A 23,289-nucleotide genomic window follows, 5' to 3' on the forward strand; every position below is an offset into this window, starting at 1 on the left:
TGACGCCATTACAACGTGATCACCGTCATGGAGCTGCTTTCGGCAACGCTCAGCCGCATCTGATCACCAAACGACAAACGCCCCGCACTCAGCATCTTGGCTGGTGGCGGGGCGTTTCGGTACTTGAATCAAAGTACCCCCGGCAGGATTCGAACCTGCGCACACGGCTCCGGAGGCCGTTGCTCTATCCCCTGAGCTACGGGGGCGTGCCGTTTGGGCGGCGACAGGTAGAACAGTACCAGGTCACCGGTGGTGGGGTGGAAATCGGTGGGAGAGGGGTGCGGGAGGGGCGGTGGAAATGGGCAAAAGCCGGACGCGAAGGGTGGGGTCCGCCTAGGCTTCTGGGTGTGCCAGGTATGTCCGGCCGGGTGCTGGTTGTCGACGACAGCAGCGTCATCCGGCAGTTGATCAGGGTCAATCTCGAGCTGGAGGGCTTCGAGGTGGTGACCGCCGCCGACGGCGCCGAGTGCCTGGATGTGGTGCACCGGGTCCAGCCCGACGTGGTGACGCTCGATGCGGTGATGCCGCGTCTGGACGGTGTGCGGACGGCGGAGCGACTGCGGGCCGATCCGCGGACGCGGCACCTGCCGCTCGCGCTCGTGAGTGCGTGCACCGAGTTGGAGGGTGAGGGCGTGGTGGGTGGGGAGAGAGGCGTGGACGTCTTTCTGTCGAAGCCGTTCGAGCCTGCCGAGCTGGTGCGGATGGTGCGTCGGCTGATGCACGGGAGGCCGGATCCCGCCGCGGAGGGCGAGGGTGGCGGTCGGGGGGCCGTGACCGAGGCCGTTGAGCCCTAGTCCGGTCCTGAACCGTGGCCCTGGCCCCGAGGCGGCGTGACGCCGAAGGGCGTCCGCTCTGTGGGCTGCGCGCATGGTGAGCGGTGGGCAGCTGTGTGTGGCCGGCGGTGCCACGCGCGGCTCCGGTGGCGTTCCAGCAGGCGAAACCGGCTCGCGCGTACCCGCCCCGCCTCCCATACGCTTGCTCTGTGACACCCGCCCAGCTCTCGCGCATCATCCGGCACGTGCTGTGCCGTGCGCTCTTCGACGATCTCGGTGACGTGCGGGATGTGCCCGTCGTCGTCGAGTCGCCGCCGCGGCGGGGAGGCGGGGACTACGCGACCGGGGTCGCCTTCCGGGCCGCCGCGCTCACAGGGCGCTCTCCGCGCGAGATCGCGGAACTGGTGTGTGCGCGTCTGGTCGAGCCCGCGACGAGTCGGGGTGAAACGTGCGGAGAGATGTCTCGGGAAGGGGCGGCCCACGGGCATGACGTCGCCGACGCCCGCGTCGTCGGTGACGGGTTCGTCAACGTCACCCTGACCCCGCGGGCCCGCGCCGCGCTGGTCCGCGGCCTGGTCGCGGGGCGGCCGGTCGGGGCGCCGGATCCCGTGGCGGAGCCCGGTGTCGTGCCGACGGACGTGCCCGCGCGGGACATCTCCCGGTGGGCGGAGTGCACCGGGGAGAGTCCGGCGGCGCTCGCTGTCCGTACGGAGCGTGCGAGTTCGCTGTTCCGGGTGCAGTACGCCCACGCGCGCAGCTGCTCGCTGCTGCGGAACGGGAGGCGGCTCGGTGTGGAGCCGGTCGCCGAGGACGCGGAACCGCTGGCGCCCGCGGGCGCCGGGTTGCTGGCGCTGCTGGCGGATCGGGCGCGGGTCACGGCGCCGGGCCGGCTCGCGCGCCACCTCGACGCGGTGGCGGGTGCCTTCGCGGTGTTCCAGGAGACGGCGGAGCCGCTGCCGCGCGGTGAGGAGAAACCCGGGGCCGCCCACCGCGGCCGGCTGGCCCTCGCCGAGGCCACCGGAGCGGTGCTGGCCGGCGGCCTGTCCCAGCTCGGCGTCACCGCACCCGCACACATCTGAGACGTACAAGGGACACAGGGACTCCAGATCATGAGCCGTTCCGCACACCCCGCAGGACCCCGCCACGGCGACGTCCTCCCCGAGGGGCATTTCACCGCGCCGCCCGCCGACCTCAACGCGCTGGACCCGCGCGTGTGGGCGCAGACCGTCGAACGTGCCGGCGGGGGCGCCGTCGCGGTGGGCGGGCTGGACGTCCGCGCGCTCGCTGAGGAGTTCGGCACGCCCGCGTACGTGCTGGACGAGGCGGACTTCCGGGCCCGCTGCCGTGCGTGGCGGGACGCCTTCGGGCGGGACGCCGACGTCTTCTACGCGGGCAAGGCCTTTCTCTCGCGCGCGGTCGTGCGCTGGCTGCACGAGGAGGGGCTGAACCTCGACGTGTGTTCGGGGGGCGAGCTGGCGACCGCGCTGGCTGCCGGGATGCCGCCCGAGCGCATCGCGCTGCACGGCAACAACAAGTCGACCGAGGAGATCGCCCGGGCCGTCGAGGCGGGGGTGGGCCGGATCGTGCTGGACTCCTTCCAGGAGATCGCCCGGGTCGCGCACGTCGCCAGGGGGCTGGGGCGGCGCCAGCCGGTGCAGATCCGGGTCACGGTGGGTGTCGAGGCGCACACGCACGAGTTCATCGCGACCGCGCACGAGGACCAGAAGTTCGGTCTGGCGCTTGCCGGGGGGCAGGCGGCGGAGGCCGTGCGCCGGGTGCTGGGGCTGGAGAGCCTGGAGCTGACCGGTATCCACTCGCACATCGGCTCGCAGATCTTCGACATGGCGGGCTTCGAGGTGTCGGCCCGTCGCGTGGTGGGCCTGTTGACCGAGGTGCGGGACGAGCACGGGGTGGAGCTGCCGGAGATCGACCTGGGCGGCGGTCTGGGGATCGCGTACACGCCCGAGGACGATCCGCGTGAGCCGCACGAGATCGCCAAGGCGCTCGGGGACATCGTGACCCGCGAGTGCGAGGCGGCGGGGCTGGCGGTGCCGCGGCTGTCGGTGGAGCCCGGGCGGGCGATCGTGGGGCCGACGGCGTTCACGCTGTACGAGGTCGGCACGCTCAAGGAGCTGGAGGGGCTGCGCACGTATGTGAGCGTGGACGGCGGCATGTCGGACAACATCCGCACGGCGCTCTACGACGCCGAGTACACGGTGGCGCTGGTCTCCCGTTCGTCCGAGGCGGAGCCGATGCTCAGCCGGGTGGTCGGCAAGCACTGCGAGAGCGGTGACATCGTGGTGCGGGACGCGTTCTTGCCGGCCGACCTGGCGCCGGGTGACCTGCTGGCCGTGCCGGCCACGGGTGCGTACTGCAGGTCGATGGCCAGCAACTACAACCACGCGCTGCGTCCGCCGGTGGTCGCCGTGCGGGACGGGCAGGCGCGGGAGATCGTGCGGCGCGAGACGGAGGAGGATCTCCTGCGGCTCGATGTCGGCTAGCGAGATATACGTCCCACATACTGGACCCGGCGTGGAATCTCCGGTCCGGTAAGTGAGACTTGAGCACCGACAGCTGTGCTCGGGACAGACGGACGTCAGACGGAAACCAGACGGAAGACAGACGGAAAAAGAGGTCGAATGATGCGTACGCGTCCGCTGAAGGTGGCGCTGCTGGGCTGTGGGGTCGTCGGCTCAGAGGTGGCACGCATCATGACGACGCACGCGGACGACCTCGCCCAGCGGATCGGCGCCCCCCTCGAACTGGCGGGGGTCGCCGTCCGCCGCCCCGACCGCGTCCGTGCGGGCATCGACCCCGACCTGGTCACCACCGACGCGGCGGCGCTGGCGGCCCGCGAGGACGTCGACGTCGCGGTCGAGGTCATCGGCGGCATCGAGCCGGCGCGCTCCTTGATCACCTCGGCGTTCGAGCACGGCGCCAGCGTCGTGACGGCGAACAAGGCGCTGCTGGCCGAGGACGGTGCGACGCTCCACGAGTCGGCCGAGAAGCACGGCGTCGACCTCTACTACGAGGCGGCCGTGGCCGCCGCCATCCCGCTGGTGCGGCCGCTGCGCGAGTCGCTGGCCGGTGACGAGGTGGGCCGCGTCCTGGGCATCGTCAACGGCACCACCAACTTCATCCTCGACCGGATGGAGTCCACCGGCGCCGGCTACAGCGAGGCGCTGGACGAGGCGACCGCGCTCGGCTACGCGGAGGCCGACCCCACCGCCGACGTGGAGGGCTTCGACGCCGCCGCGAAGGCCGCCATCCTCGCCGGCATCGCCTTCCACACCCGGGTGCGCCTGGACGACGTGCACCGCGAGGGCCTGGCCGATGTGACGGCCGCCGACATCGCCTCCGCGAAGCGCATGGGCTGCACCGTCAAGCTGCTGGCCATCTGCGAGCGCGCGGCGGACGGCCGCTCGGTGACGGCGCGGGTGCACCCCGCGATGATCCCGCTCAGCCATCCGCTGGCCTCGGTGCGTGAGGCGTACAACGCGGTCTTCGTCGAGTCGGAGGCGGCCGGGCAGCTGATGTTCTACGGCCCCGGCGCGGGCGGCTCGCCCACCGCGTCGGCCGTGCTCGGCGACCTGGTGGCCGCCTGCCGCAACAAGCTCAGCGGCGGCAGGGGGCCCGGCGAGTCGGCGTACGCGCAGCTGCCGGTTTCCCCCATGGGCGAGGTGGTCACCCGTTACCACATCAGCCTGGACGTCGCCGACAAACCCGGCGTCCTCGCGCAGGTCGCAACCGTCTTCGCCGAGCACGGGGTCTCCATCGACACCGTGCGCCAGAAGGGGAAGGAAGGGCCGCACGACGGGGCCTGGCTCGTCGTCGTCACCCACCGGGCCCCGGACGCGGCGCTCAGCGCCACCGTCGAGGCGCTGCGGGGTCTCGACACGGTGCGCGGGGTGGCCAGCATCATGCGGGTCGAGGGTGAGTGAGCATGCGCGGCACGGCCGTATCCGCGCGTGGGGGCGACGCTCCCGCGCGCCGGGTCGGGTGGGCAGCGCGAACAGCCCGGCGCGGTGGGCAGCGCCGGACAAGGGTCAGTAAGGGAGCCAAGGAACAGTGACCGTCATGGAGCCTGAGATGTCTCAGATCCCCGAAGAGGCGTCCGCGGCCGCCGCCCGTGGCGCGGGGCGTCCGCAGTGGCGCGGCATCATCGAGGAGTACCGGGACCGTCTCCCGGTCGCTCCCGACACCACTCCCGTCACGCTCCGCGAGGGAGGCACGCCATTGGTGCCCGCCCGGGTGCTGTCCGATCTGACCGGCTGCGACGTGCACCTGAAGGTGGAGGGCGCCAACCCCACCGGCTCCTTCAAGGACCGCGGGATGACGATGGCGATCACCCGCGCCAAGGAGGAGGGCTCCCAGGCCGTCATCTGCGCCTCCACGGGCAACACCTCCGCGTCGGCCGCCGCGTACGCGGTACGGGCCGGCATGGTCTGCGCCGTCCTGGTGCCGCAGGGCAAGATCGCGCTGGGCAAGATGGGGCAGGCGCTGGTGCACGGCGCGAAGATCCTCCAGGTGGACGGCAACTTCGACGACTGCCTGGAGCTGGCACGCGGCCTGTCGGACAAGTACCCGGTCTCGCTGGTCAATTCGGTCAACCCGGTCCGGATCGAGGGGCAGAAGACCGCGGCGTTCGAGATCGTCGACATGCTCGGCGACGCGCCCGACATCCACGTACTGCCGGTGGGCAACGCGGGCAACATCACGGCCTACTGGAAGGGGTACCGCGAGTACCACGAGAGCGGGCCCGCCACCCGTGCGCCGCGCATGTGGGGCTACCAGGCGTCCGGCGCGGCGCCGATCGTGCGCGGCGAGGCTGTCACGGAGCCGAGCACCATCGCGACCGCCATCCGGATCGGCAATCCGGCCTCCTGGACGCTGGCCGAGCAGGCGCGCGACGAGTCGGCCGGCTTCATCGACATGGTGACCGACCGTCAGATCCTGCGCGCCTACCGTCTGTTGGCCGCGCAGGAGGGCGTGTTCGTGGAGCCTGCCTCGGCCGCGTCGGTCGCCGGGCTGATCCAGGCGACCGAGGAGGGCAAGGTCGAGTCGGGGCAGCGCATCGTCTGCACCGTCACCGGCAACGGCCTCAAGGATCCGGACTGGGCGGTGGCCGGTGCGCCGCAGCCCATCGTCGTCCCCGTCGACGCCGACGCGGCGGCCGAGCGCCTCGGCCTGGCCTGAGCCGCGCCGGGGCCCGTCCGCAAGCCCGGCCCCGGCCGGGGCGGCCGACGGGGGGTCTGGGGACATACGCGGGCGGCAGGGCCCGGGGAAGCGCTGCCGCCTGAGAGGCGGCAGAGACGTACCCCCTCAAGCCGCCGGCGGGCTCGGCCGCAGCCCGCTGCCCCGCCCGCGCCGGGAGGCCGGTCCGACCCCGAAGCGACACGGGCCCGCTCCGAAGCGACGCGGGCCCGCTCCGAAGCGACGCGGGCCCGCTCCGAAGGGACACGGGCCCGCCCGAACGGACGCGGGCTCCCGTGGTGGACTCCGCCGGACGGGGCGTGGCCCCGTCCGGCACGCTCCGCACGGACGTACCGTGCGGAAGCACGGAGAGGCTCGCGACACGCATCGTGCGCCTCCCGTGCGCCCTATGTCGTCAGTGAACCCACCTTCGATAGGCTGAGTTTCACCCCGACCCCCGTAACGTCCCCGCAGCGGGACCTGTGCGGTGCGGTGGCCACTCCGGCACAGCCACGGTCATCCGGCACAGCCACGGTCCGGGGTGCTCCGCACAACCGAACCAAGGAGTGTCATCGGAAGATGGCCGGTCCCGCGTTCCGCGCCGCCGCCGTCCGGGTGCGCGTCCCCGCCACCAGTGCCAACCTCGGCCCCGGCTTCGACACCCTGGGCCTCGCCCTGGGGCTCTACGACGACGTGGTCGTCCGTGTCGCCGACTCCGGCGTGCACATCGATATCGCCGGAGAGGGCGCCGAGACGCTGCCCCGCGACGAGAACCACCTGCTCGTCCGCTCGCTGCGCACCGCCTTCGACCTGCTGGGCGGGCAGCCGCGCGGCCTGGAGATCGTGTGTGCCAACCGCATTCCGCACGGCCGCGGCCTCGGCTCCTCCTCCGCGGCGATCTGCGCGGGCGTGATGGCGGCCCGCGCCGTGACCACCGGCGGTGAGGCCCGTCTGGACGACACCGCGCTGCTGGAGCTGGCCACCGAGATCGAGGGCCACCCCGACAACGTGGCCGCCTGTCTGCTCGGCGGTTTCACGCTGGCGTGGACCGACGGCGGTGCGGCGCGGGCGGTGAGGATGGAGCCCGCGGCATCCCTCGTCCCGGTGGTCTTCGTCCCCGCGAAACCCCTGCTCACGCAGACCGCGCGCGGGCTGCTCCCACGCACCGTGCCGCACGTGGACGCGGCCTTCAACGCGGGGCGTGCCGCGCTGCTCGTCGAGGCGATGACGCGCCGCCCCGAGCTGCTGCTGGCCGCCACCGAGGACCGGCTGCACCAGGAGTACCGCGCCCCGGCCATGACTGAGAGCGCCGACCTGGTGGGCCGGCTGCGGACCGAGGGCGTCCCCGCCGTCATCTCGGGCGCGGGTCCCACGGTGCTCGCGCTGGCCGCCGACGAGGGCGAGGCCGACAAGGTCTCCCGGCTGGCGGGCGAGGGCTGGACGGCCAACCGGCTGGCCCTCGACGCCGCGGGGGCCAGCGTGCTGCCCCTCTCGGCGGGCCCCGCGGGCGGTCCTGGCGGCTCCGACGGCGGCAGCGCGAGCGGCGGCGCCGTGGGTGGCGGCTCCGTCACCCCGGGTGCGGGACAGGCGCCGGGGGGATCGGGCGACCGGCCCCGGTGACACCGGGTTGCGGATCTTCGAGAGGGGGAATGTTTGTTGGATCCGGTAGTGTTAACCTCAAGTCTGCACTCGCAGTCTCGTGGACCTCGCACAGAAAAGTGCGATGGTTCGAGGAGTGCGGTGCTTGCGTGTTCCCCTGGCAGCCCCAGCAGGGGCCACCTCTTCTTCCAGGAGCCCCCCGTATTGCTCGGACCACTGTCGGGCAGGGGCGAACACGCTCCGGAGCCGACGTGAAGGACATCCGTGTCGAGGCTTCACGCCGAACCCACGTACTGATCTCCCCGCCGTACATCGAGGCGGGACCACCGCCCCGGCGAAGTCCCCCAGCACAGGACCACAGCCGGACAGCACAACCGGTCGCCGAGCCAGACTGGCCGACGTCCGCTCCAGGGAAGGACCCTTCGTGAGCGACACCACCGATCTGATGGGCGTGAACGCCGATACCGCAGCCGACGGTGCCGCGGCGCCCGCCGCTACGGACGCTTCCGCCGCGCCTGCGGCCTCCGGTGCCGCACCCAGGCGTCGGCGCTCCGGCACGGGGCTCGAGGGCATGGTGCTGGCGGAGCTCCAGCAGGTCGCCTCCAGCCTCGGCATCAGGGGCACCGCCCGGATGCGCAAGAGCCAGCTGATCGAGGTCATCAAGGAGCGCCAGGCGGGCGGCAGTTCGCAAGGCGCCTCCGACAAGGACGGCAAGGGCGCCAAGCCCGCCGACAGCAAGGACGGCAAGGGCGCCAAGCCCGCCGGGGACCAGGACGCCGGGGACCAGGCGGCCAAGGACGCCAAGTCCCCCGAGGGCGGCGAGCCCGCCGCCGAGCAGAAGCCGAAGCGCCGCGCAACCTCGCGGACCCGTACGGGCGATGCCGAGACCGAGCAGCAGCAGATCGACATCCCCGGGCAGACCGAGGGCGACGCCAAGGCGGCCCAGGAGGGCGGCCGGGCGCGCCGCGGCAAGGCCGACTCCGCCGACGCCGCCGAGGGCCGCGGCGACGCCAAGTCCGGCGGTGACAGCGGCAAGCAGGACGGCAAGGACACCAGGGCCGAGCGGTCCGACAAGGACGGCGGCAAGGGCGGCCCCTCCGGCGACGGCAAGCAGCAGCAGGACCGTCCCTCCAAGCGGGACCGCCAGCGTGACCGCGACCGCGACCGCAACCGCGGGAAGAACGACGGCGGCAGCCAGCAGAACCAGTCGGGTGGCGGCGGCGGCCGCCGGGACGAGGCCTTCGACGACGACGGCGGCGGTGGCCGCCGCGGGCGCCGGGGCCGTTACCGGGACCGCAGGGGCCGCCGCGGCGGCCGTGAGGAATTCGAGCCGCAGATCGCCGAGGACGACGTCCTGATCCCGGTCGCCGGCATCCTCGACATCCTCGACAACTACGCGTTCGTGCGCACCTCCGGCTACCTGCCGGGCCCGAACGACGTGTACGTCTCGCTCGCCCAGGTCCGCAAGAACGGCCTGCGCAAGGGCGACCACGTCACCGGTGCGGTGCGGCAGCCGCGCGAGGGGGAGCGGCGCGAGAAGTTCAACGCGCTGGTCCGTCTCGACTCGGTCAACGGGATGTCGCCGGAGGACGGCAAGGGCCGCTCGGAGTTCAACAAGCTGACCCCGCTCTACCCGCAGGAGCGGCTGCGTCTGGAGACGGAGCCGAACCAGCTCACCCCGCGGATCATCGACCTGGTCTCGCCCGTCGGCAAGGGCCAGCGCGGTTTGATCGTGGCCCCGCCGAAGGCGGGCAAGACCACGGTGCTCCAGTCGATCGCGAACTCGATCACGCGGAACAACCCCGAGTGCCACCTGATGGTCGTCCTGGTGGACGAGCGTCCCGAAGAGGTCACCGACATGCAGCGGTCGGTCAAGGGCGAGGTCATCTCCTCGACCTTCGACCGCCCGGCCGAGGACCACACCACCATCGCCGAGCTCGCCATCGAGCGGGCCAAGCGGCTGGTGGAGCTGGGCCACGACGTGGTGATCCTGCTGGACAACATCACCCGCCTCGCCCGCGCCTACAACCTGGCGGCGCCGGCCTCGGGCCGCATCCTGTCCGGCGGTGTGGACTCCACGGCGCTGTACCCGCCGAAGAAGTTCTTCGGCGCGGCGCGCAACATCGAGGACGGCGGCTCCCTGACGATCCTCGCGGCGGCGCTGGTGGAGACCGGCTCCCGCATGGAGGAGGTCATCTTCGAGGAGTTCAAGGGCACCGGCAACCTGGAGCTCAAGCTCGACCGGAAGCTCGCCGAGAAGCGGATCTTCCCCGCGGTGGACGTGGACCAGTCCAGCACCCGCAAGGAGGAGATCCTCATGGCGAACGACGAGCTCCAGATCGTCTGGAAGCTGCGTCGCGTGCTGCACGCGCTGGACCAGCAGCAGGCCATCGAGCTGCTGCTGGACAAGATGAAGCAGACGAAGTCCAACGCGGAGTTCCTGCTCCAGATCCAGAAGACGACCCCGACGCCCAACGGCCAGGACTGAGGCCGACAGGCCGCTCGCGCGCGGGTGCCCGTGCGGAGGCGTCGCCCGGACGGATCACGGCGAGGGCCGTTCCACCACGTACGGTGGAGCGGCCCTCGCCGTCTGTTTTGGCTGCTCGGAGCGGGGCCCCAGCGGCGCTGAGAGCTTGCCCACAGGCCCGCTCCGCGGCGCGGCCGTGTCGGCTCGCCGGGCGTGGGTACGTCGTCGCAGGTAAAACGGGACCAAGGGCGAGATGTGGGCCCGTTCGCGCGCCGCTGTCCCGCCGCGCGCGGCCGACGCGTGTGGTGACGCGTTGTGCAACCCTTCCGGCGAGACCCAGCGTCCACACAGGACAAAGCGTCCACACAGGACACGCCACGAGCAGGACTGAGGGAAGTGACAATGGCGGGCGACAGCTACGAGGGCGACACGGCGGCAGGAGGCCGCTCCCGGGGCATACGTGCCACGGGCCGTCGCCGCAGGCCGCGCAGCGGGCGTCGGCGCGCCATGCGAGCCGCCGCCTGGACCGTGGCGGGTGCGGTCGTGCTCGGCGGTACCAGTCTCGGGTTCGTCTATTTCAAGCTGGACGGCAACATCTCAGGCGTCGACATCAACGCGGCCCTGGGGACGGACCGGCCCGAGGACGTGCCCAACGGCTCGATGGACATACTGGTCCTCGGCTCGGACACGCGCGCGGGTGACAACGCGAAGTACGGCCAGGACCAGGGCGGCGCCCGCTCGGACACGGCGATGGTGCTGCACATCAACGAGAAGCACGACAAGGCGTCGGTCGTCTCGATACCCCGGGACACGCTGGTGCAGCGCCCGGCGTGCAAGGGCGACGCGTCGGAGGGCCACAAGAACGTTCCGGCCCAGCGGGCCATGTTCAACAGCGCCTACGAGGTCGGCGGCCCCGCGTGCGCCGTCAAGACGGTCGAGTCCCTCTCCGGTGTACGGATGGACCACTACCTCGAGGTGGACTTCGCGGGCTTCAAGAAGCTCATCAACACCCTCGGCGGGGTGGAGATGACCACCTCCAAGCCGATCCACGACAAGAACAGCCGCCTCAACCTGCAAGCCGGCACCCACCAGCTCACCGGCGAGCAGTCGCTCGGCCTGGTGCGTACCCGGCACGGTGTCGGCGACGGCAGCGACCTGGGGCGCATCCAGCTCCAGCAGGCGTTCGTGAAGGCCCTCATCGACCAGGTCAACAGCATCGGGGTCTTCAGCAGCCCGAAGAAGCTCTACGACCTGGCCGACACCGCGACCTCGGCGATCACCACGGACTCGGAGCTGGACTCGGTCGGCGATCTGACCGGCATGGCCAAGATGCTCAAGGGCATCAAGTCCGACGACATCCAGATGACGACGCTGCCGGTCCGGTACGACCCGGCCGACCCCAACCGGGTGGTCCAGATCGACTCCAAGACCGACAAGGTGTGGCGGGCGCTCCGGCACGACACCCCGGTGCCGAAGTCGGCGACCAAGGGCTCGGCGGGCGACAGGACCGACATAGGCGGTGTGGTCGGCGGCAAGAAGGCCACCAGGGCGGCGGCCGAGGAGCAGACCGGGCGCTGAGGGGGCCCGTCTCGCGACGGAACCACCCGGGCCCCCGGGCGCTGCCGACAAGGCCCGGGGACCCGGGGAATATCGGGCTCGGCCCCCCGGTTTTGGGGGGTGCGGCAACCAGTGGCAAACTGGATCGTCGGCCCCGGTTCACGGGAAACAACCCGTCTCCCGACCCGGCGCCCTCCCGAACCTAGGAGTGACCTTGAAGCGCGACATCCACCCCGAGTACCGCGAGACCCAGGTGAGCTGCACCTGCGGCAACTCGTTCACCACGCGCAGCACCATGTCGGAAGGCGTCGTCCGCGCCGACATCTGCTCGGCCTGCCACCCGTTCTACACCGGCAAGCAGAAGATCCTCGACACCGGTGGCCGCGTGGCCCGTTTCGAGGCGCGCTTCGGCAAGAACGCCGGCACCGCCAAGAAGTAGCGACACCGCAGCGCCGGTCCGCGGCTGCCCCGTGCCGGGCAGCCCGGCCCGGCGCTCTTTTGGTGCTCGGCGCCCGGAGCACGCCGCCTGCCCGGCTGAGGCGCGCGGCCCGCCCGGGCGCCTCACGTCTTCCGTAAGCGTCCTTGCGTAAGCGGTCCGCCAGTAAGCCGTCAGTAAAGGGATGACCACGATGTTCGAGGCGGTCGAGGAACTCGTCGGCGAGCACGCCGATCTGGAACGGCGGCTCGCCGACCCGGCGATCCACGCCGACCAGGCGGGTGCCCGCCGGCTGAACAAGCGCTACGCCGAGCTCACCCCGATCGTCACCGCCTACGGCGAGTGGAAGCGGACCGGGGACGACATCGGCACGGCGCGGGAACTGGCTTTTGAGGACGCGGAGTTCGCCGCCGAGGTCAAGGAGTTGGAGCGCCGCCGCGAGGAGCTCGCCGAGCGGCTGCGGCTGCTGCTCGTTCCGCGCGACCCCAGCGACGACAAGGACGTCATCCTGGAGATCAAGGCCGGTGAGGGCGGCGACGAGTCCGCGCTGTTCGCCGGCGACCTGCTGCGGATGTATCTGCGCTACGCCGAGCGGCACGGCTGGAAGGCCGAGCTGATCGACTCCACCGAGTCCGACCTGGGCGGCTACAAGGACGTGCGGGTCGCCGTGAAGACCAAGGGCGCCTCCGAGCCGGGCCAGGGCGTCTGGGCGCGGCTGAAGTACGAGGGCGGGGTGCACCGCGTGCAGCGGGTGCCCGCCACCGAGTCGCAGGGCCGTATCCACACCTCCGCCGCCGGCGTCCTCGTCCTGCCGGAGGCCGAGGAGGTCGACGTGGAGATCAACCCGAACGACCTGCGGATCGACGTCTACCGCTCGTCCGGGCCCGGCGGGCAGTCGGTCAACACCACCGACTCGGCCGTCCGCATCACGCACGAGCCCACCGGCATCGTCGTCTCCTGCCAGAACGAGAAGAGCCAGCTCCAGAACAAGGAGCAGGCCCTGCGCATCCTGCGCGCCAGGCTGCTGGCCGCGGCGCAGGAGGAGGCCGAGAAGGAGGCGTCCGACGCCCGCCGCAGCCAGGTCCGTACCGTGGACCGCTCCGAGCGGGTGCGCACCTACAACTTCCCGGAGAACCGCATCTCCGACCACCGCGTCGGCTTCAAGGCCTACAACCTCGACCAGGTGCTGGACGGTGAGCTCGACGCGGTCGTGCAGGCCTGTGTGGACGCCGACTCCGCGGCCAAACTGGCCGCGGCACAGTGACGCGCAGGGGTACGCCGTGACGCGGAAGACGCCGACAACCGTGCTGGCCCCGGGGAGGGGAACGGAGTGAACGTGCTGCTCGCCGAGGTGGCGCAGGCCACCCAGCGGCTGGCCGACGCGGGCGTGGACTCGCCCCGTTTCGACGCCGAGGAGCTCGCGGCGTTCGTGCACGGCGTGGGACGCGGTGAGCTGCACCGCGTCGCCGACGCCGACTTCGACGCGCGCTACTGGGAGGCCGTCGCCCGCAGGGAGGCCCGCGAACCGCTCCAGCACATCACGGGGCGTGCGTTCTTCCGCTACCTGGAGCTGCACGTGGGCGCCGGCGTCTTCGTGCCGCGCCCCGAGACGGAGTCCGTGGTCGGCTGGGCGATAGACGCCGTGCGCGCCATGGACGTCGCCGAGCCGCTGATCGTGGACCTGTGCACCGGGTCAGGGGCGATCGCGCTGGCGCTCGCCCAGGAGGTGCCCCGCTCGCGGGTGCACGCCGTCGAGCTCGACGAGTCAGCCCTGGAGTGGGCCCGCAGGAACGTCGAGGGCTCCCGGGTGTCGCTCCACCACGGCGACGCGCGCGCCGCGCTGCGCGAGCTGGACGGCCAGGTCGACCTGGTCATCTCCAATCCGCCCTACATCCCGCTCACCGAGTGGGAGTACGTGGCGCCCGAGGCCCGCGACCACGACCCGCAGCTGGCGTTGTTCTCGGGTGAGGACGGCCTGGACGTCATCCGCGGGCTGGAGCGCGCCGCGCACCGGCTGCTGCGCCCCGGCGGCGTGGTGGTCATCGAGCACGCCGACACCCAGGGCGGCCAGGTGCCCTGGATCTTCACCGAGGACCGCGGCTGGGCGGACGCCGCGGACCACCCCGACCTCAACAACCGGCCCCGTTTTGCCACAGCACGCAGGGAGGTGCCGTGATGGCACGGCGTTACGACTGCTCCGACGCGACCGATCGCGCGACTGGACTGCGCGAGGCGGCCTCGGCCGTCAAGCGCGGGGAACTCGTCGTGCTGCCGACGGACACCGTCTACGGGATCGGCGCCGACGCCTTCAGCGCCGACGCCGTCGGCGATCTGCTGGAGGCCAAGGGCCGCGGCCGGGGCATGCCCTCGCCGGTGCTGGTGGGCTCCCCGAACACGCTGCACGGCCTGGTCACGGACTTCTCCGAGCAGGCGTGGGAACTGGTGGACGCCTACTGGCCCGGCGCGCTGACCCTGGTGGCCAAGCACCAGCCGTCGCTGACCTGGGACCTGGGGGAGACCCACGGCACCGTCGCGGTGCGGATGCCGCTGCACCCTGTCGCCATCGAGCTGCTGACCGAGTTCGGCCCGATGGCCGTCTCCTCGGCGAACCTGACGGGGCGCGCGGCGCCCGCCACCTGTGACGAGGCACAGGAGATGCTCGGTGAGTCGGTCGCCGTCTACCTCGACGGCGGGCCCACCCAGGACAACGTGCCCTCCTCCATCGTCGACGTCTCAGGTCCTGTGCCGCTCCTGCTGCGCGCCGGTGCCCTCGACGCCGACGAGCTGCGCAAGGTGGTTCCCGACCTGGAGGTGGCCGGGTAGTGACCGCCCCACCCGGGCGTGGTGCGGCCGAGTCCGGCGGCATAAACGGCGCCGCCGGCGCGTTCCGCATCCTCCACGTCTCCACTGGCAACGTGTGCCGCTCGCCGATCACCGAGCGGCTCACCCGGCATGCCCTGGCCGAACGGCTCGGCGCCAGCCGCACCGGCGGCCTCGTGGTCGAGAGCGCGGGCACCTGGGGGCACGAGGGCGCGCCCATGGAGGAGAACGCCCTCGCGGTCCTGCTGGAGTACGGGGCGGACGCCGAGGGCTTCACGGGACGCGAGCTGCTGGACGAACACGTGGTCCGCGCCGACCTGGTACTGACCGCCACCCGCGACCACCGGGCCCAGGTCGTCTCCATGGGCCACTCGGCGGGACTGCGCACCTTCACGCTCAAGGAGTTCACCCGCCTGGTGCGGGCCATAGACCCCGCGACGCTGCCCGCCGCGCGCAGCCGTGAGGAAGTGGTCGAGCGGGCGCACGCGCTGGTCCAGGCGGCCGCGGCGCTGCGCGGCTGGCTGCTGGCGCCCAGCCCGGAGGCGGACGAGATCCACGATCCGTACGGGGCGCCGATCCCGTACTTCCGCAGCGTCGGCGAGGAGATCAGCCAGGCGCTGGACCCGGTGGTCACCGCGTTGACGGGGGTGCCGGCGGCGGCGGGCGCGGCCGGCCGCGGCCCCGGCGGCCCGCTGTACCGGTGACGGCCTTGAACCTGCCGTGGTACCGGTGGCGGCCGCGGAGGGTACGAGGCCGTCACCATGTGTCATAGGCTGTGGTCCGAGCAGTTCGGCTCGTTGACGTTGGCCTATGGTGTGGGCCCGAGCAACCCGCGAGACCTCTGGGGAGTCCGTGCGTGAGTATCTGCTGACGCTGTGCGTCACAGCCGCGGTCACCTACCTGCTGACCGGCCCGGTGCGCAAGTTCGCCATCGCGGCGGGCGCGATGCCCCCTGTGCGGGCGCGGGACGTGCACCGCGAGCCCACACCGCGGCTCGGCGGCATCGCCATGTTCGGCGGCTTGTGCGCGGGATTGCTGGTGGCCTCGCAACTCACCAACATCGGTGAGCTGTTCACCCTGTCCGACGAGCCCAGGGCCCTGTTGTCAGGGGCCGGGCTGATCTGGCTGATCGGCGTCCTGGACGACAAGTGGGGCGTCGACGCGCTGGTGAAGCTCGGCGGGCAGATGATCGCCGCCGGCGTGATGGTGCTCCAGGGGCTGACGATCCTGTGGCTCCCGGTCCCGGGCGTCGGCAACGTGGCCCTCACACCGCTCCAGGGCACGCTGCTGACGGTGGCCCTGGTCGTGATCACCATCAACGCGGTCAACTTCGTCGACGGCCTCGACGGCCTGGCCTCCGGCATGGTCTGCATCGCCGCGCTGGCGTTCTTCATGTACGCGTACCGCATCTGGTACGGCTACGGCATCGAGGCGGCGGCTCCGGCGACGCTGTTCGCCGCGGTCCTGATGGGCATGTGCCTGGGCTTCCTGCCGCACAACATGCACCCGTCGCGGATCTTCATGGGCGACTCGGGCTCCATGCTGATCGGCCTCGTGCTGGCCGCGGGCGCCGTCTCGATCACCGGCCAGGTGGATCCTGACCTGATGGTCGAGCACACCGGTTCGGTCAAGAGCGCGGTGCACACGATGGTGCCCCTCTACATGCCGCTGCTGCTGCCGCTCAGCATCATCGCCATCCCCGTGGCCGACCTGGTGCTGGCCATCGTGCGGCGCACCTGGAACGGGCGCTCCCCGTTCGCGGCGGACCGTGGCCACCTGCACCACCGGCTGCTGGAGATCGGGCACTCGCACAGCCGCGCGGTGCTGATCATGTACTTCTGGGCCGCGTTGATCGCCTTCGGCGCCGTGGCCTTCTCCGTGCGCTCCTCCAGCCTGGCCATCGTGCTGGCCATCGTGCTGCTCAGCGCCGTGGGGCTGATCGTGCTGCTGTTGCCGCGCTACACCCCGCGCGTGCCGGCCTGGTCACAGCGCATGCTGCCGCCCCGCTACCGGCGCTCGACCCAGGCGCAGGGCGCCGCCGGGGTGGACCCGACGCCGCCTGGTCCCGGAGAGGACCCCGAGCCGGCCGGCGAGGACGCCGAGGAGGGGGAGCGGGCGCCCGCGTTGGCGGGGCTTGAGGGGGCGACGGCGCTGGGGGAGCGTCGGCAGTTCACCCGCCCGAAGAAGATCAACACCCGGGACTGACCCGCCCTGTTGGCTGCCGCGCCGCGGCGGAATGCGTCAATACCAGACATAGCGTTCGGCGTCAGCCCGGTGCGCACAGACTCATGCCTCTGTGTGACCGGCAGCACACGAAGTAGGTAAAGACCTCATCAAATAGTTTGTGATACCGTTCACGAAACCCGGTGACAACCGAAGTGCCGCGCTGGTGCGGGCGCTTCTGCGGGAGGTCGGTCCGCCCTCCGGGCCGGGCTACTCTCGTCACCCGACGACTCACATTTCCCCGAGTTCCCCCGGAGCACACCACATGCAGTCGAACGACGCACGCATGCTGCTGCACTGCGCCGTCCCGACCGCCGTAGCCGGTGTCGTGGCCGCAGCGATCAGCGGCGTGTTCGCAGGAGGCAAGGGAGCGATCGGCGGCGCAGCCGGAGCACTCGTCGTGATCCTCTTCATGGGGCTCGGCCTTTACGTCCTCCAGCGGACGGCGCGCTCTCTCCCGCACCTCTTTCAGGCGATGGGCCTCCTGCTCTATACGACCCAGATTCTCCTGCTGTTCGTGGTGCTGGTGGTCTTCCGGGATACGACTCTTTTCGACACCGAGACCTTCGCGTTCACTCTGCTCGGCTCCACCATCGTGTGGGTGGCCGCCCAGGGCAGGGCGCACATGAAGGCGAAGATCCTGTATGTCGAGCCCTCCTCAGGTGGCAGCGAGAAGGCCAGTGCCACGTAGGGGCGGGATAAGCGCTCGTTCGAGCAACTGCTATCGTCCGTTGCCAACTGCGGCGCAGCAGACGGCGGCGGCAGAGCTCCGCTCCGTTCCGGCCCTCACGCCACGAAACGGACGCTCTGACGCCCTGATCAGCCGCCGCCCCCGATTCGTACGACCCAGACCAGTGCCGTTCCGTGGCAGCAGGCCGCGCCGACACAACGAGGTAGCCGTTTTCATGCGCCATGCAGAAGGAGCCCGCGGTGAGTGCTGACCAGATGCTCGCCTTTGAGACCGACTGCCACCTTTTCAGTGGTTGCGGCTTCGAGGCTCCCGGGCTCCACTCGTTCGTCTTCGAGCCGATGTTCAGCATCGGCGGATTCGACTTCAACAAGCCGATCCTGCTCGCCCTCGTCGGCACGCTCGCCATCGTGTGGTTCTTCTGGGCGGCCTTCGCCAAGCCGAAGATCGTCCCCGGAAAGCTCCAGATGATCGCGGAGGCCGGATACGACTTCATCCGCCGAGGCGTCGTCTACGAGACGATCGGCAAGAAGGAAGGCGAGAAGTACGTCCCCTTCGTGGTGGCGCTCTTCTTCTTCGTGTGGGTGATGAACCTGTGGGCGGTCATCCCGCTCGCCCAGTTCCCCGTCACGTCGATCTTCTCGATTCCGCTCGGTCTCGCGCTGATCGTCTACATCGTCTGGGTCGGGCTCACCTTCAAGCGGCAGGGCTGGACCGGCGCCTGGAAGAACTTCACCGGCTACGACAAGTCCCTCGGCCCGGTGCTGCCGATGGTCATGGTCATCGAGTTCTTCTCGAACCTGCTGGTGCGCCCCTTCACGCACTCCGTCCGGCTCTTCGCGAACATGTTCTCGGGCCACATGCTGGTGGCGCTGTTCACGATCGCGACCTGGTACATGCTCAACGGTATCGGGATCGCCTACTCGGCCGTCTCCTTCATCATGACCATCGTCATGATCGCGTTCGAGCTGTTCATCCAGGTCATCCAGGCGTACGTGTTCGTTCTGCTGACCTGCTCCTACATCCAGGGCGCGCTCGTCAAGGAACACTGAGCCGGCCCGCTCCCCGCACAACCCCCAGCTGTCCGGCGGCCAACCCCCGCCGGTCCGTACAGAGAAGGAAGTAACGGCATGTCCGCTGCTCTCGACATGGTCAACATCGCCGCCTCCGAAGGCGTCACCGGTAACCTCGGCTCCATCGGCTACGGTCTCGCCGCCATCGGCCCCGGCATCGGCGTCGGCATCGTCTTCGGTAACGGCACCCAGGCGCTGGCCCGCCAGCCCGAGGCCGCCGGTCTGATCCGTCAGAACCAGATCCTCGGCTTCGCCTTCTGTGAGGCGCTGGCCCTCATCGGCATCGTCATGGGCTTCATCTTCCGTTCCTGACGGCCGAGCGAACGAACCCTTTTTCCGACGGAAGGCACTGACGTGAACGCCCTGGTACCCATGGCGGAGACCGAGGTTCCGCAGAACCCGCTCATCCCGCCGATTCCAGAGTTCGTCATCGGCCTGATCGCATTCGCCATCGTCTTCTTCTTCCTGTGGAAGAAGCTCCTTCCGAGCATCAACAAGGTGCTGGAAGAGCGTCGTGAAGCCATTGAGGGCGGCATCGAGAAGGCCGAGGCGGCTCAGCAGGAGGCTGCCGACGTACTCCAGCAGTACAAGGACCAGCTCTCCGAGGCCCGCCACGAGGCCGCCCGACTGCGTGCCGAGGCACAGGAGCAGGGCGCGGCGCTCATCGCCGAGATGCGCGCCGAGGGCCAGCGGCAGCGTGAGGAGATCATCGCAGCCGGTCACTCCCAGATCGACGCCGATCGCAAGCAGGCCGCGGCCACGCTCCGCCAGGACGTGGGCAAGCTCGCCACCGACCTGGCAGGCAAGCTCGTCGGCGAGTCCCTGGAGGACCACGCCCGGCAGAGCCGCGTGATCGACCGCTTCCTCGACGGCCTCGAAGAGACCGCCGAGACGGAGGCGAATGCCAACGGAGCCGCCCGATGAACGCCGGAACGGCGACGAGTCGAGCGAGCGCCGGCGAGCGAGTCGAGGAGCGTGACCGATGAACGGAGCGAGCCGTGAGGCGCTTGCCGCCGCACGCGAGAGCCTGACCGCGCTGACCGACTCCACATCGGCCGACGCCGCGGCCCTCGCCGACGAGCTCGCCGCCGTCACCGCGCTGCTGGAGCGCGAGGTCTCGCTGCGCCGGGTCCTCACCGACCCGGCGCAGGACGGGGAGGCCAAGGCGTCGCTGGCCCACCGCGTGCTGGGCGGCCAGGTCAGCGGCCCGGCGCTCGACGTGATCTCCGGCATGGTCCGCTCCCGGTGGTCCACCCCGCGCGACCTGGTCGACGCGGTCGAGGAGCTGGCCGACCTGGCCGATCTGGTGGCGGCGGAGCGCGACGGCTCGCTTGACGACGTCGAGGACGAGCTGTTCCGCTTCGCCAGGACGGCGGCCTCCTCGCCCGACCTGCGCTCGGCCCTGACCAGCCGGACAGCGGCTCCGGCGGCCAAGAGTGCCCTGGTCAACACGCTGCTCGCCGGCCGGGTGCGCCCGGCCACCGAGCGGCTGGTGACCCGCCTGGTGATCCAGCCGCGGGGACGTAGCCTGGAGGCGGGGCTGGAAGCCCTGTCCAAGCTGGCAGCCGAGCGTCGCAACCGTTCGGTCGCCGTGGTGACGTCCGCGGTGCCGCTCAGCGACGAGCAGAAGCGGCGTCTGGGCGCGTCGCTGGCCAAGCTGTACGGCCGCCAGGTCCACCTCAACCTGGACGTGGACCCCGAGATCCTCGGCGGGATCAGGGTCCAGGTGGGCGACGAGGTGATCAACGGCTCGGTCGCCGACCGGCTGGAGCGGGCGCAGCGGCGGATGGCGGGCTGAAGGGCACACCCGAGCCCCGAGGTCGCGGCAGGACCCGGCGCGTGCGCGCCAACCAACTCAACAAGCATGAACGCGGCCCGAGTTGGGCCGTACATGGGAGCCGGGGGAGACGCCCCCCGGTGCCCGCAGCAACTTACGGGCCCAACAAGGAGAGCAGGGAACCCAGATGGCGGAGCTCACGATCCGGCCGGATGAGATCCGGGACGCGCTGGAGAACTTTGTCCAGTCGTACACGCCGGACGCGGCCTCGCGGGAAGAGGTCGGTACGGTCAGCGCTGCCAGCGATGGCATCGCGAAGGTCGAGGGGCTGCCCTCGGCCATGGCGAACGAGCTGCTGAAGTTCGAGGACGGCACCCTCGGCCTCGCCCTCAACCTCGAGGAGCGGGAGATCGGTGCGGTCGTCCTCGGTGAGTTCAGCGGCATCGAGGAGGGCCAGTCGGTGCAGCGCACCGGCGAGGTCCTGTCGGTCCCGGTCGGCGACGGCTACCTCGGCCGTGTCGTCGACCCGCTGGGTGCCCCGATCGACGGTCTCGGTGAGATCGAGCCCGAGGCCCGCCGTGCCCTGGAGCTCCAGGCGCCCACGGTCATGGACCGCAAGTCCGTGCACGAGCCGATGGCGACCGGCTACAAGGCCGTCGACACCATGACCCCGATCGGCCGCGGCCAGCGCCAGCTGGTCATCGGCGACCGCCAGACCGGCAAGACCGCGCTGTGCGTCGACACGATCATCAACCAGCGCGACAACTGGCGCTCCGGCGACCCGGACAAGCAGGTCCGCTGCATCTACGTCGCCGTCGGCCAGAAGGGCTCCACCATCGCGTCCGTGCGCGGCGCGCTGGAGGAGGCCGGTGCGCTGGAGTACACGACGATCGTCGCGGCCCCCGCGTCGGACCCGGCCGGCTTCAAGTACATCGCCCCCTACACCGGCTCGGCCATCGGCCAGCACTGGATGTACCAGGGCAAGCACGTGCTGGTCGTCTTCGACGACCTGTCCAAGCAGGCCGACGCCTACCGCGCCGTCTCCCTGCTGCTGCGCCGCCCGCCGGGCCGTGAGGCCTACCCGGGTGACGTGTTCTACCTGCACTCCCGGCTGCTGGAGCGCTGCGCGAAGCTCTCCGACGACATGGGCAAGGGCTCGATGACGGGTCTCCCGATCGTCGAGACCAAGGCGAACGACGTCTCGGCGTTCATTCCGACCAACGTCATCTCCATCACCGACGGACAGTGCTTCTTGGAGTCCGACCTGTTCAACGCGGGCCAGCGCCCTGCACTGAACGTCGGTATCTCCGTCTCCCGCGTCGGTGGCTCCGCGCAGCACAAGGCGGTCCGGCAGATCACCGGGTCGCTCCGGGTGAACCTGGCGCAGTACCGCGAACTGGAGGCGTTCGCCGCCTTCGGTTCCGACCTGGACGACGCCTCGAAGTCCGCGCTGGAGCGCGGTAAGCGCATGACCGAGCTGCTCAAGCAGCCGCAGTACGCGCCGTTCTCCACCGAGGACCAGGTCGTCTCCATCTGGTCCGGCACCAACGGCAAGATGGACGACGTGCCGGTCGAGGACATCCGCCGGTTCGAGCGCGAGCTGCTGGACTACATGCACCGCGAGGAGTCGGGCCTGCTGACCAGCATCCGCGAGGGTGCCAAGATGTCGGACGACACCATCCAGACGCTCGGCGACGCGGTCGACAAGTTCAAGACCCAGTTCGAGACCTCGGACGGCAAGCTGCTGGGCGAGGGCTGAGCATGGGTGCCCAGCTCAGGGTCTACAAGCGGCGGATCAAGTCCGTCACTGCGACCAAGAAGATCACCCGGGCGATGGAGATGATCGCCGCCTCGCGCATCATCAAGGCGCAGCGCAGGGTGGCCGCGTCCGAGCCGTACGCCACGGAGCTCACCCGCGCGGTCACCGCCGTGGCGGGCGGCTCCGCCACCTCGCACCCGCTGCTGACCGAGGCCGAGCAGCCCAAGCGGGCCGCGGTCCTGCTCATCACGAGCGACCGCGGGCTCGCGGGCGGCTACAACTCCAACGCCATCAAGGCGGCCGAGCAGCTCAACGAGCGGCTGACCGCCGAGGGCAAGGAGATCGTCAGCTTCATCGTCGGCTCCAAGGGTGTGGCCTACTACGGTTTCCGTGACCGTCCGGTCAAGGAGTCGTTCACCGGCTTCACGGACAACCCGACCTACGCCGACGCCAAGACGGTGGCTGCGTCGCTGATCGAGGCGGTGCAGCAGGAGACCGCCGAGGGCGGCGTGGACGAGCTGCACATCGTCTACACCGAGTTCGTCTCGATGATGACGCAGACGCCGGTGCGCGACCGGATGCTGCCGCTCACCCTCGACGGCGACCAGGCGACGGAGGCGGCCGGCGGCAAGGGTGTCCTTCCGCTGTACGACTTCGAGCCCTCGGCCGAGGACGTGCTGGACGCGCTGCTGCCGCGGTACGTCGAATCCCGGGTCTACAACGCCCTGCTCCAGGCGGCTGCCTCCAAGCACGCCGCCACCCGCAGGGCGATGAAGTCCGCGACCGACAACGCCGAGGAACTCATCAAGTCGCTGACGCGGCTTGCCAACGCGGCCCGCCAGGCCGACATCACCCAGGAAATCAGCGAGATCGTCGGTGGGGCGAGCGCGCTGGCTGACGCTAACGCGGGGAGTGACCGCTAAC

General features: G+C 70.8%; 21 protein-coding genes and 1 tRNA gene. 21 read left to right on the forward strand and 1 reads right to left on the reverse strand.

Features of this window, described 5'->3' with window-relative positions; all coding sequences use genetic code 11:
• Nucleotides 1–134: 134 nt before the first annotated feature.
• A tRNA-Arg gene (locus tag DQ392_RS03765) sits at nucleotides 135–206 on the reverse strand.
• Nucleotides 207–356: 150 nt separating this feature from the next.
• On the opposite strand from DQ392_RS03765, the gene DQ392_RS03770 reads away from it, so the two are divergent.
• The 21 genes from DQ392_RS03770 (at nucleotide 357) to DQ392_RS03870 (ending at nucleotide 23,288) form a co-directional block, all read left to right on the forward strand.
• Complete coding sequence (locus tag DQ392_RS03770) at nucleotides 357–794, forward strand: response regulator (RefSeq protein ID WP_114014027.1); 438 nt, start codon at nucleotides 357–359, stop codon at nucleotides 792–794.
• A 188-nt stretch (nucleotides 795–982) separates the two neighbouring features.
• On the forward strand, nucleotides 983–1,852 hold the full coding sequence (locus DQ392_RS03775) for a DALR anticodon-binding domain-containing protein (RefSeq protein WP_114014028.1): 870 nt from the start codon (nucleotides 983–985) through the stop codon (nucleotides 1,850–1,852).
• A 30-nt stretch (nucleotides 1,853–1,882) separates the two neighbouring features.
• Nucleotides 1,883–3,274: a diaminopimelate decarboxylase gene (lysA, locus tag DQ392_RS03780; RefSeq protein ID WP_114014029.1), complete on the forward strand. Its 1,392-nt coding sequence runs from the start codon at nucleotides 1,883–1,885 to the stop codon at nucleotides 3,272–3,274.
• Nucleotides 3,275–3,415: 141 nt separating this feature from the next.
• Entirely contained in the window at nucleotides 3,416–4,714 is a 1,299-nt protein-coding gene (locus DQ392_RS03785) for a homoserine dehydrogenase (protein ID WP_114014146.1), read from the forward strand.
• 148 nt (nucleotides 4,715–4,862) lie between these two features.
• Nucleotides 4,863–5,969 (forward strand): threonine synthase, encoded by a 1,107-nt coding sequence (gene thrC / locus DQ392_RS03790; RefSeq protein WP_114014147.1) that lies wholly within the window; start codon nucleotides 4,863–4,865, stop codon nucleotides 5,967–5,969.
• Between the two features lie 576 nt (nucleotides 5,970–6,545).
• Nucleotides 6,546–7,586 carry a homoserine kinase gene (gene thrB / locus DQ392_RS03795; protein WP_245981165.1) on the forward strand — a complete coding sequence of 347 codons (1,041 nt, stop codon included), beginning with the start codon at nucleotides 6,546–6,548 and terminating at the stop codon, nucleotides 7,584–7,586.
• Between the two features lie 403 nt (nucleotides 7,587–7,989).
• Entirely contained in the window at nucleotides 7,990–10,053 is a 2,064-nt protein-coding gene (gene rho, locus DQ392_RS03800; protein WP_114014030.1) for a transcription termination factor Rho, read from the forward strand.
• Nucleotides 10,054–10,434: 381 nt separating this feature from the next.
• A complete protein-coding gene (locus DQ392_RS03805) occupies nucleotides 10,435–11,610 on the forward strand; it encodes an LCP family protein (protein ID WP_114014031.1) in 1,176 nt (391 codons plus the stop codon).
• Between the two features lie 193 nt (nucleotides 11,611–11,803).
• Nucleotides 11,804–12,028, forward strand: a complete 225-nt coding sequence (gene rpmE, locus DQ392_RS03810) for a 50S ribosomal protein L31 (protein WP_114014148.1) — start codon at nucleotides 11,804–11,806, stop codon at nucleotides 12,026–12,028.
• A gap of 190 nt (nucleotides 12,029–12,218) precedes the next feature.
• Nucleotides 12,219–13,289 carry a peptide chain release factor 1 gene (prfA, locus tag DQ392_RS03815; RefSeq protein WP_114014032.1) on the forward strand — a complete coding sequence of 357 codons (1,071 nt, stop codon included), beginning with the start codon at nucleotides 12,219–12,221 and terminating at the stop codon, nucleotides 13,287–13,289.
• A 66-nt stretch (nucleotides 13,290–13,355) separates the two neighbouring features.
• Nucleotides 13,356–14,201 (forward strand): peptide chain release factor N(5)-glutamine methyltransferase, encoded by an 846-nt coding sequence (prmC, locus tag DQ392_RS03820; protein WP_114014033.1) that lies wholly within the window; start codon nucleotides 13,356–13,358, stop codon nucleotides 14,199–14,201.
• Nucleotides 14,201–14,848, forward strand: a complete 648-nt coding sequence (locus DQ392_RS03825; RefSeq protein ID WP_114014034.1) for an L-threonylcarbamoyladenylate synthase — start codon at nucleotides 14,201–14,203, stop codon at nucleotides 14,846–14,848. The genes prmC and DQ392_RS03825 overlap by 1 nt, the downstream gene beginning before the upstream one ends.
• Nucleotides 14,848–15,549, forward strand: a complete 702-nt coding sequence (locus DQ392_RS03830; protein WP_181856264.1) for an arsenate reductase/protein-tyrosine-phosphatase family protein — start codon at nucleotides 14,848–14,850, stop codon at nucleotides 15,547–15,549. Before DQ392_RS03825 ends, DQ392_RS03830 begins: the two co-directional genes overlap by 1 nt.
• 148 nt (nucleotides 15,550–15,697) lie before the next feature.
• The gene (locus tag DQ392_RS03835; protein ID WP_114014035.1) at nucleotides 15,698–17,050 is read left to right on the forward strand and encodes an MraY family glycosyltransferase; all 1,353 of its coding nucleotides are present in this window, start codon (nucleotides 15,698–15,700) and stop codon (nucleotides 17,048–17,050) included.
• 283 nt (nucleotides 17,051–17,333) lie between these two features.
• Complete coding sequence (locus DQ392_RS03840) at nucleotides 17,334–17,759, forward strand: Cg1360 family ATP-synthase-associated protein (protein WP_114014036.1); 426 nt, start codon at nucleotides 17,334–17,336, stop codon at nucleotides 17,757–17,759.
• Nucleotides 17,760–17,980: 221 nt separating this feature from the next.
• Nucleotides 17,981–18,808 carry a F0F1 ATP synthase subunit A gene (gene atpB, locus DQ392_RS03845; protein ID WP_114014037.1) on the forward strand — a complete coding sequence of 276 codons (828 nt, stop codon included), beginning with the start codon at nucleotides 17,981–17,983 and terminating at the stop codon, nucleotides 18,806–18,808.
• A 78-nt stretch (nucleotides 18,809–18,886) separates the two neighbouring features.
• Nucleotides 18,887–19,141, forward strand: coding sequence for an ATP synthase F0 subunit C (atpE, locus tag DQ392_RS03850; protein WP_114014038.1), 255 nt, complete (start codon nucleotides 18,887–18,889; stop codon nucleotides 19,139–19,141).
• 60 nt (nucleotides 19,142–19,201) lie between these two features.
• Nucleotides 19,202–19,753, forward strand: coding sequence for a F0F1 ATP synthase subunit B (locus DQ392_RS03855; protein ID WP_114014150.1), 552 nt, complete (start codon nucleotides 19,202–19,204; stop codon nucleotides 19,751–19,753).
• 58 nt (nucleotides 19,754–19,811) lie between these two features.
• Nucleotides 19,812–20,627, forward strand: a complete 816-nt coding sequence (locus tag DQ392_RS03860) for a F0F1 ATP synthase subunit delta (protein WP_114014039.1) — start codon at nucleotides 19,812–19,814, stop codon at nucleotides 20,625–20,627.
• 166 nt (nucleotides 20,628–20,793) lie between these two features.
• Nucleotides 20,794–22,365 (forward strand): F0F1 ATP synthase subunit alpha, encoded by a 1,572-nt coding sequence (gene atpA / locus DQ392_RS03865; protein ID WP_114014040.1) that lies wholly within the window; start codon nucleotides 20,794–20,796, stop codon nucleotides 22,363–22,365.
• Between the two features lie 2 nt (nucleotides 22,366–22,367).
• Nucleotides 22,368–23,288 carry a F0F1 ATP synthase subunit gamma gene (locus DQ392_RS03870; RefSeq protein WP_114014041.1) on the forward strand — a complete coding sequence of 307 codons (921 nt, stop codon included), beginning with the start codon at nucleotides 22,368–22,370 and terminating at the stop codon, nucleotides 23,286–23,288.
• The last annotated feature ends 1 nt before the right edge of the window (nucleotide 23,289 follow it).

Origin of the sequence: Streptomyces reniochalinae (genome assembly GCF_003323735.1) — a bacterium.
GTDB lineage: Bacteria > Actinomycetota > Actinomycetes > Streptomycetales > Streptomycetaceae > Streptomyces > Streptomyces reniochalinae.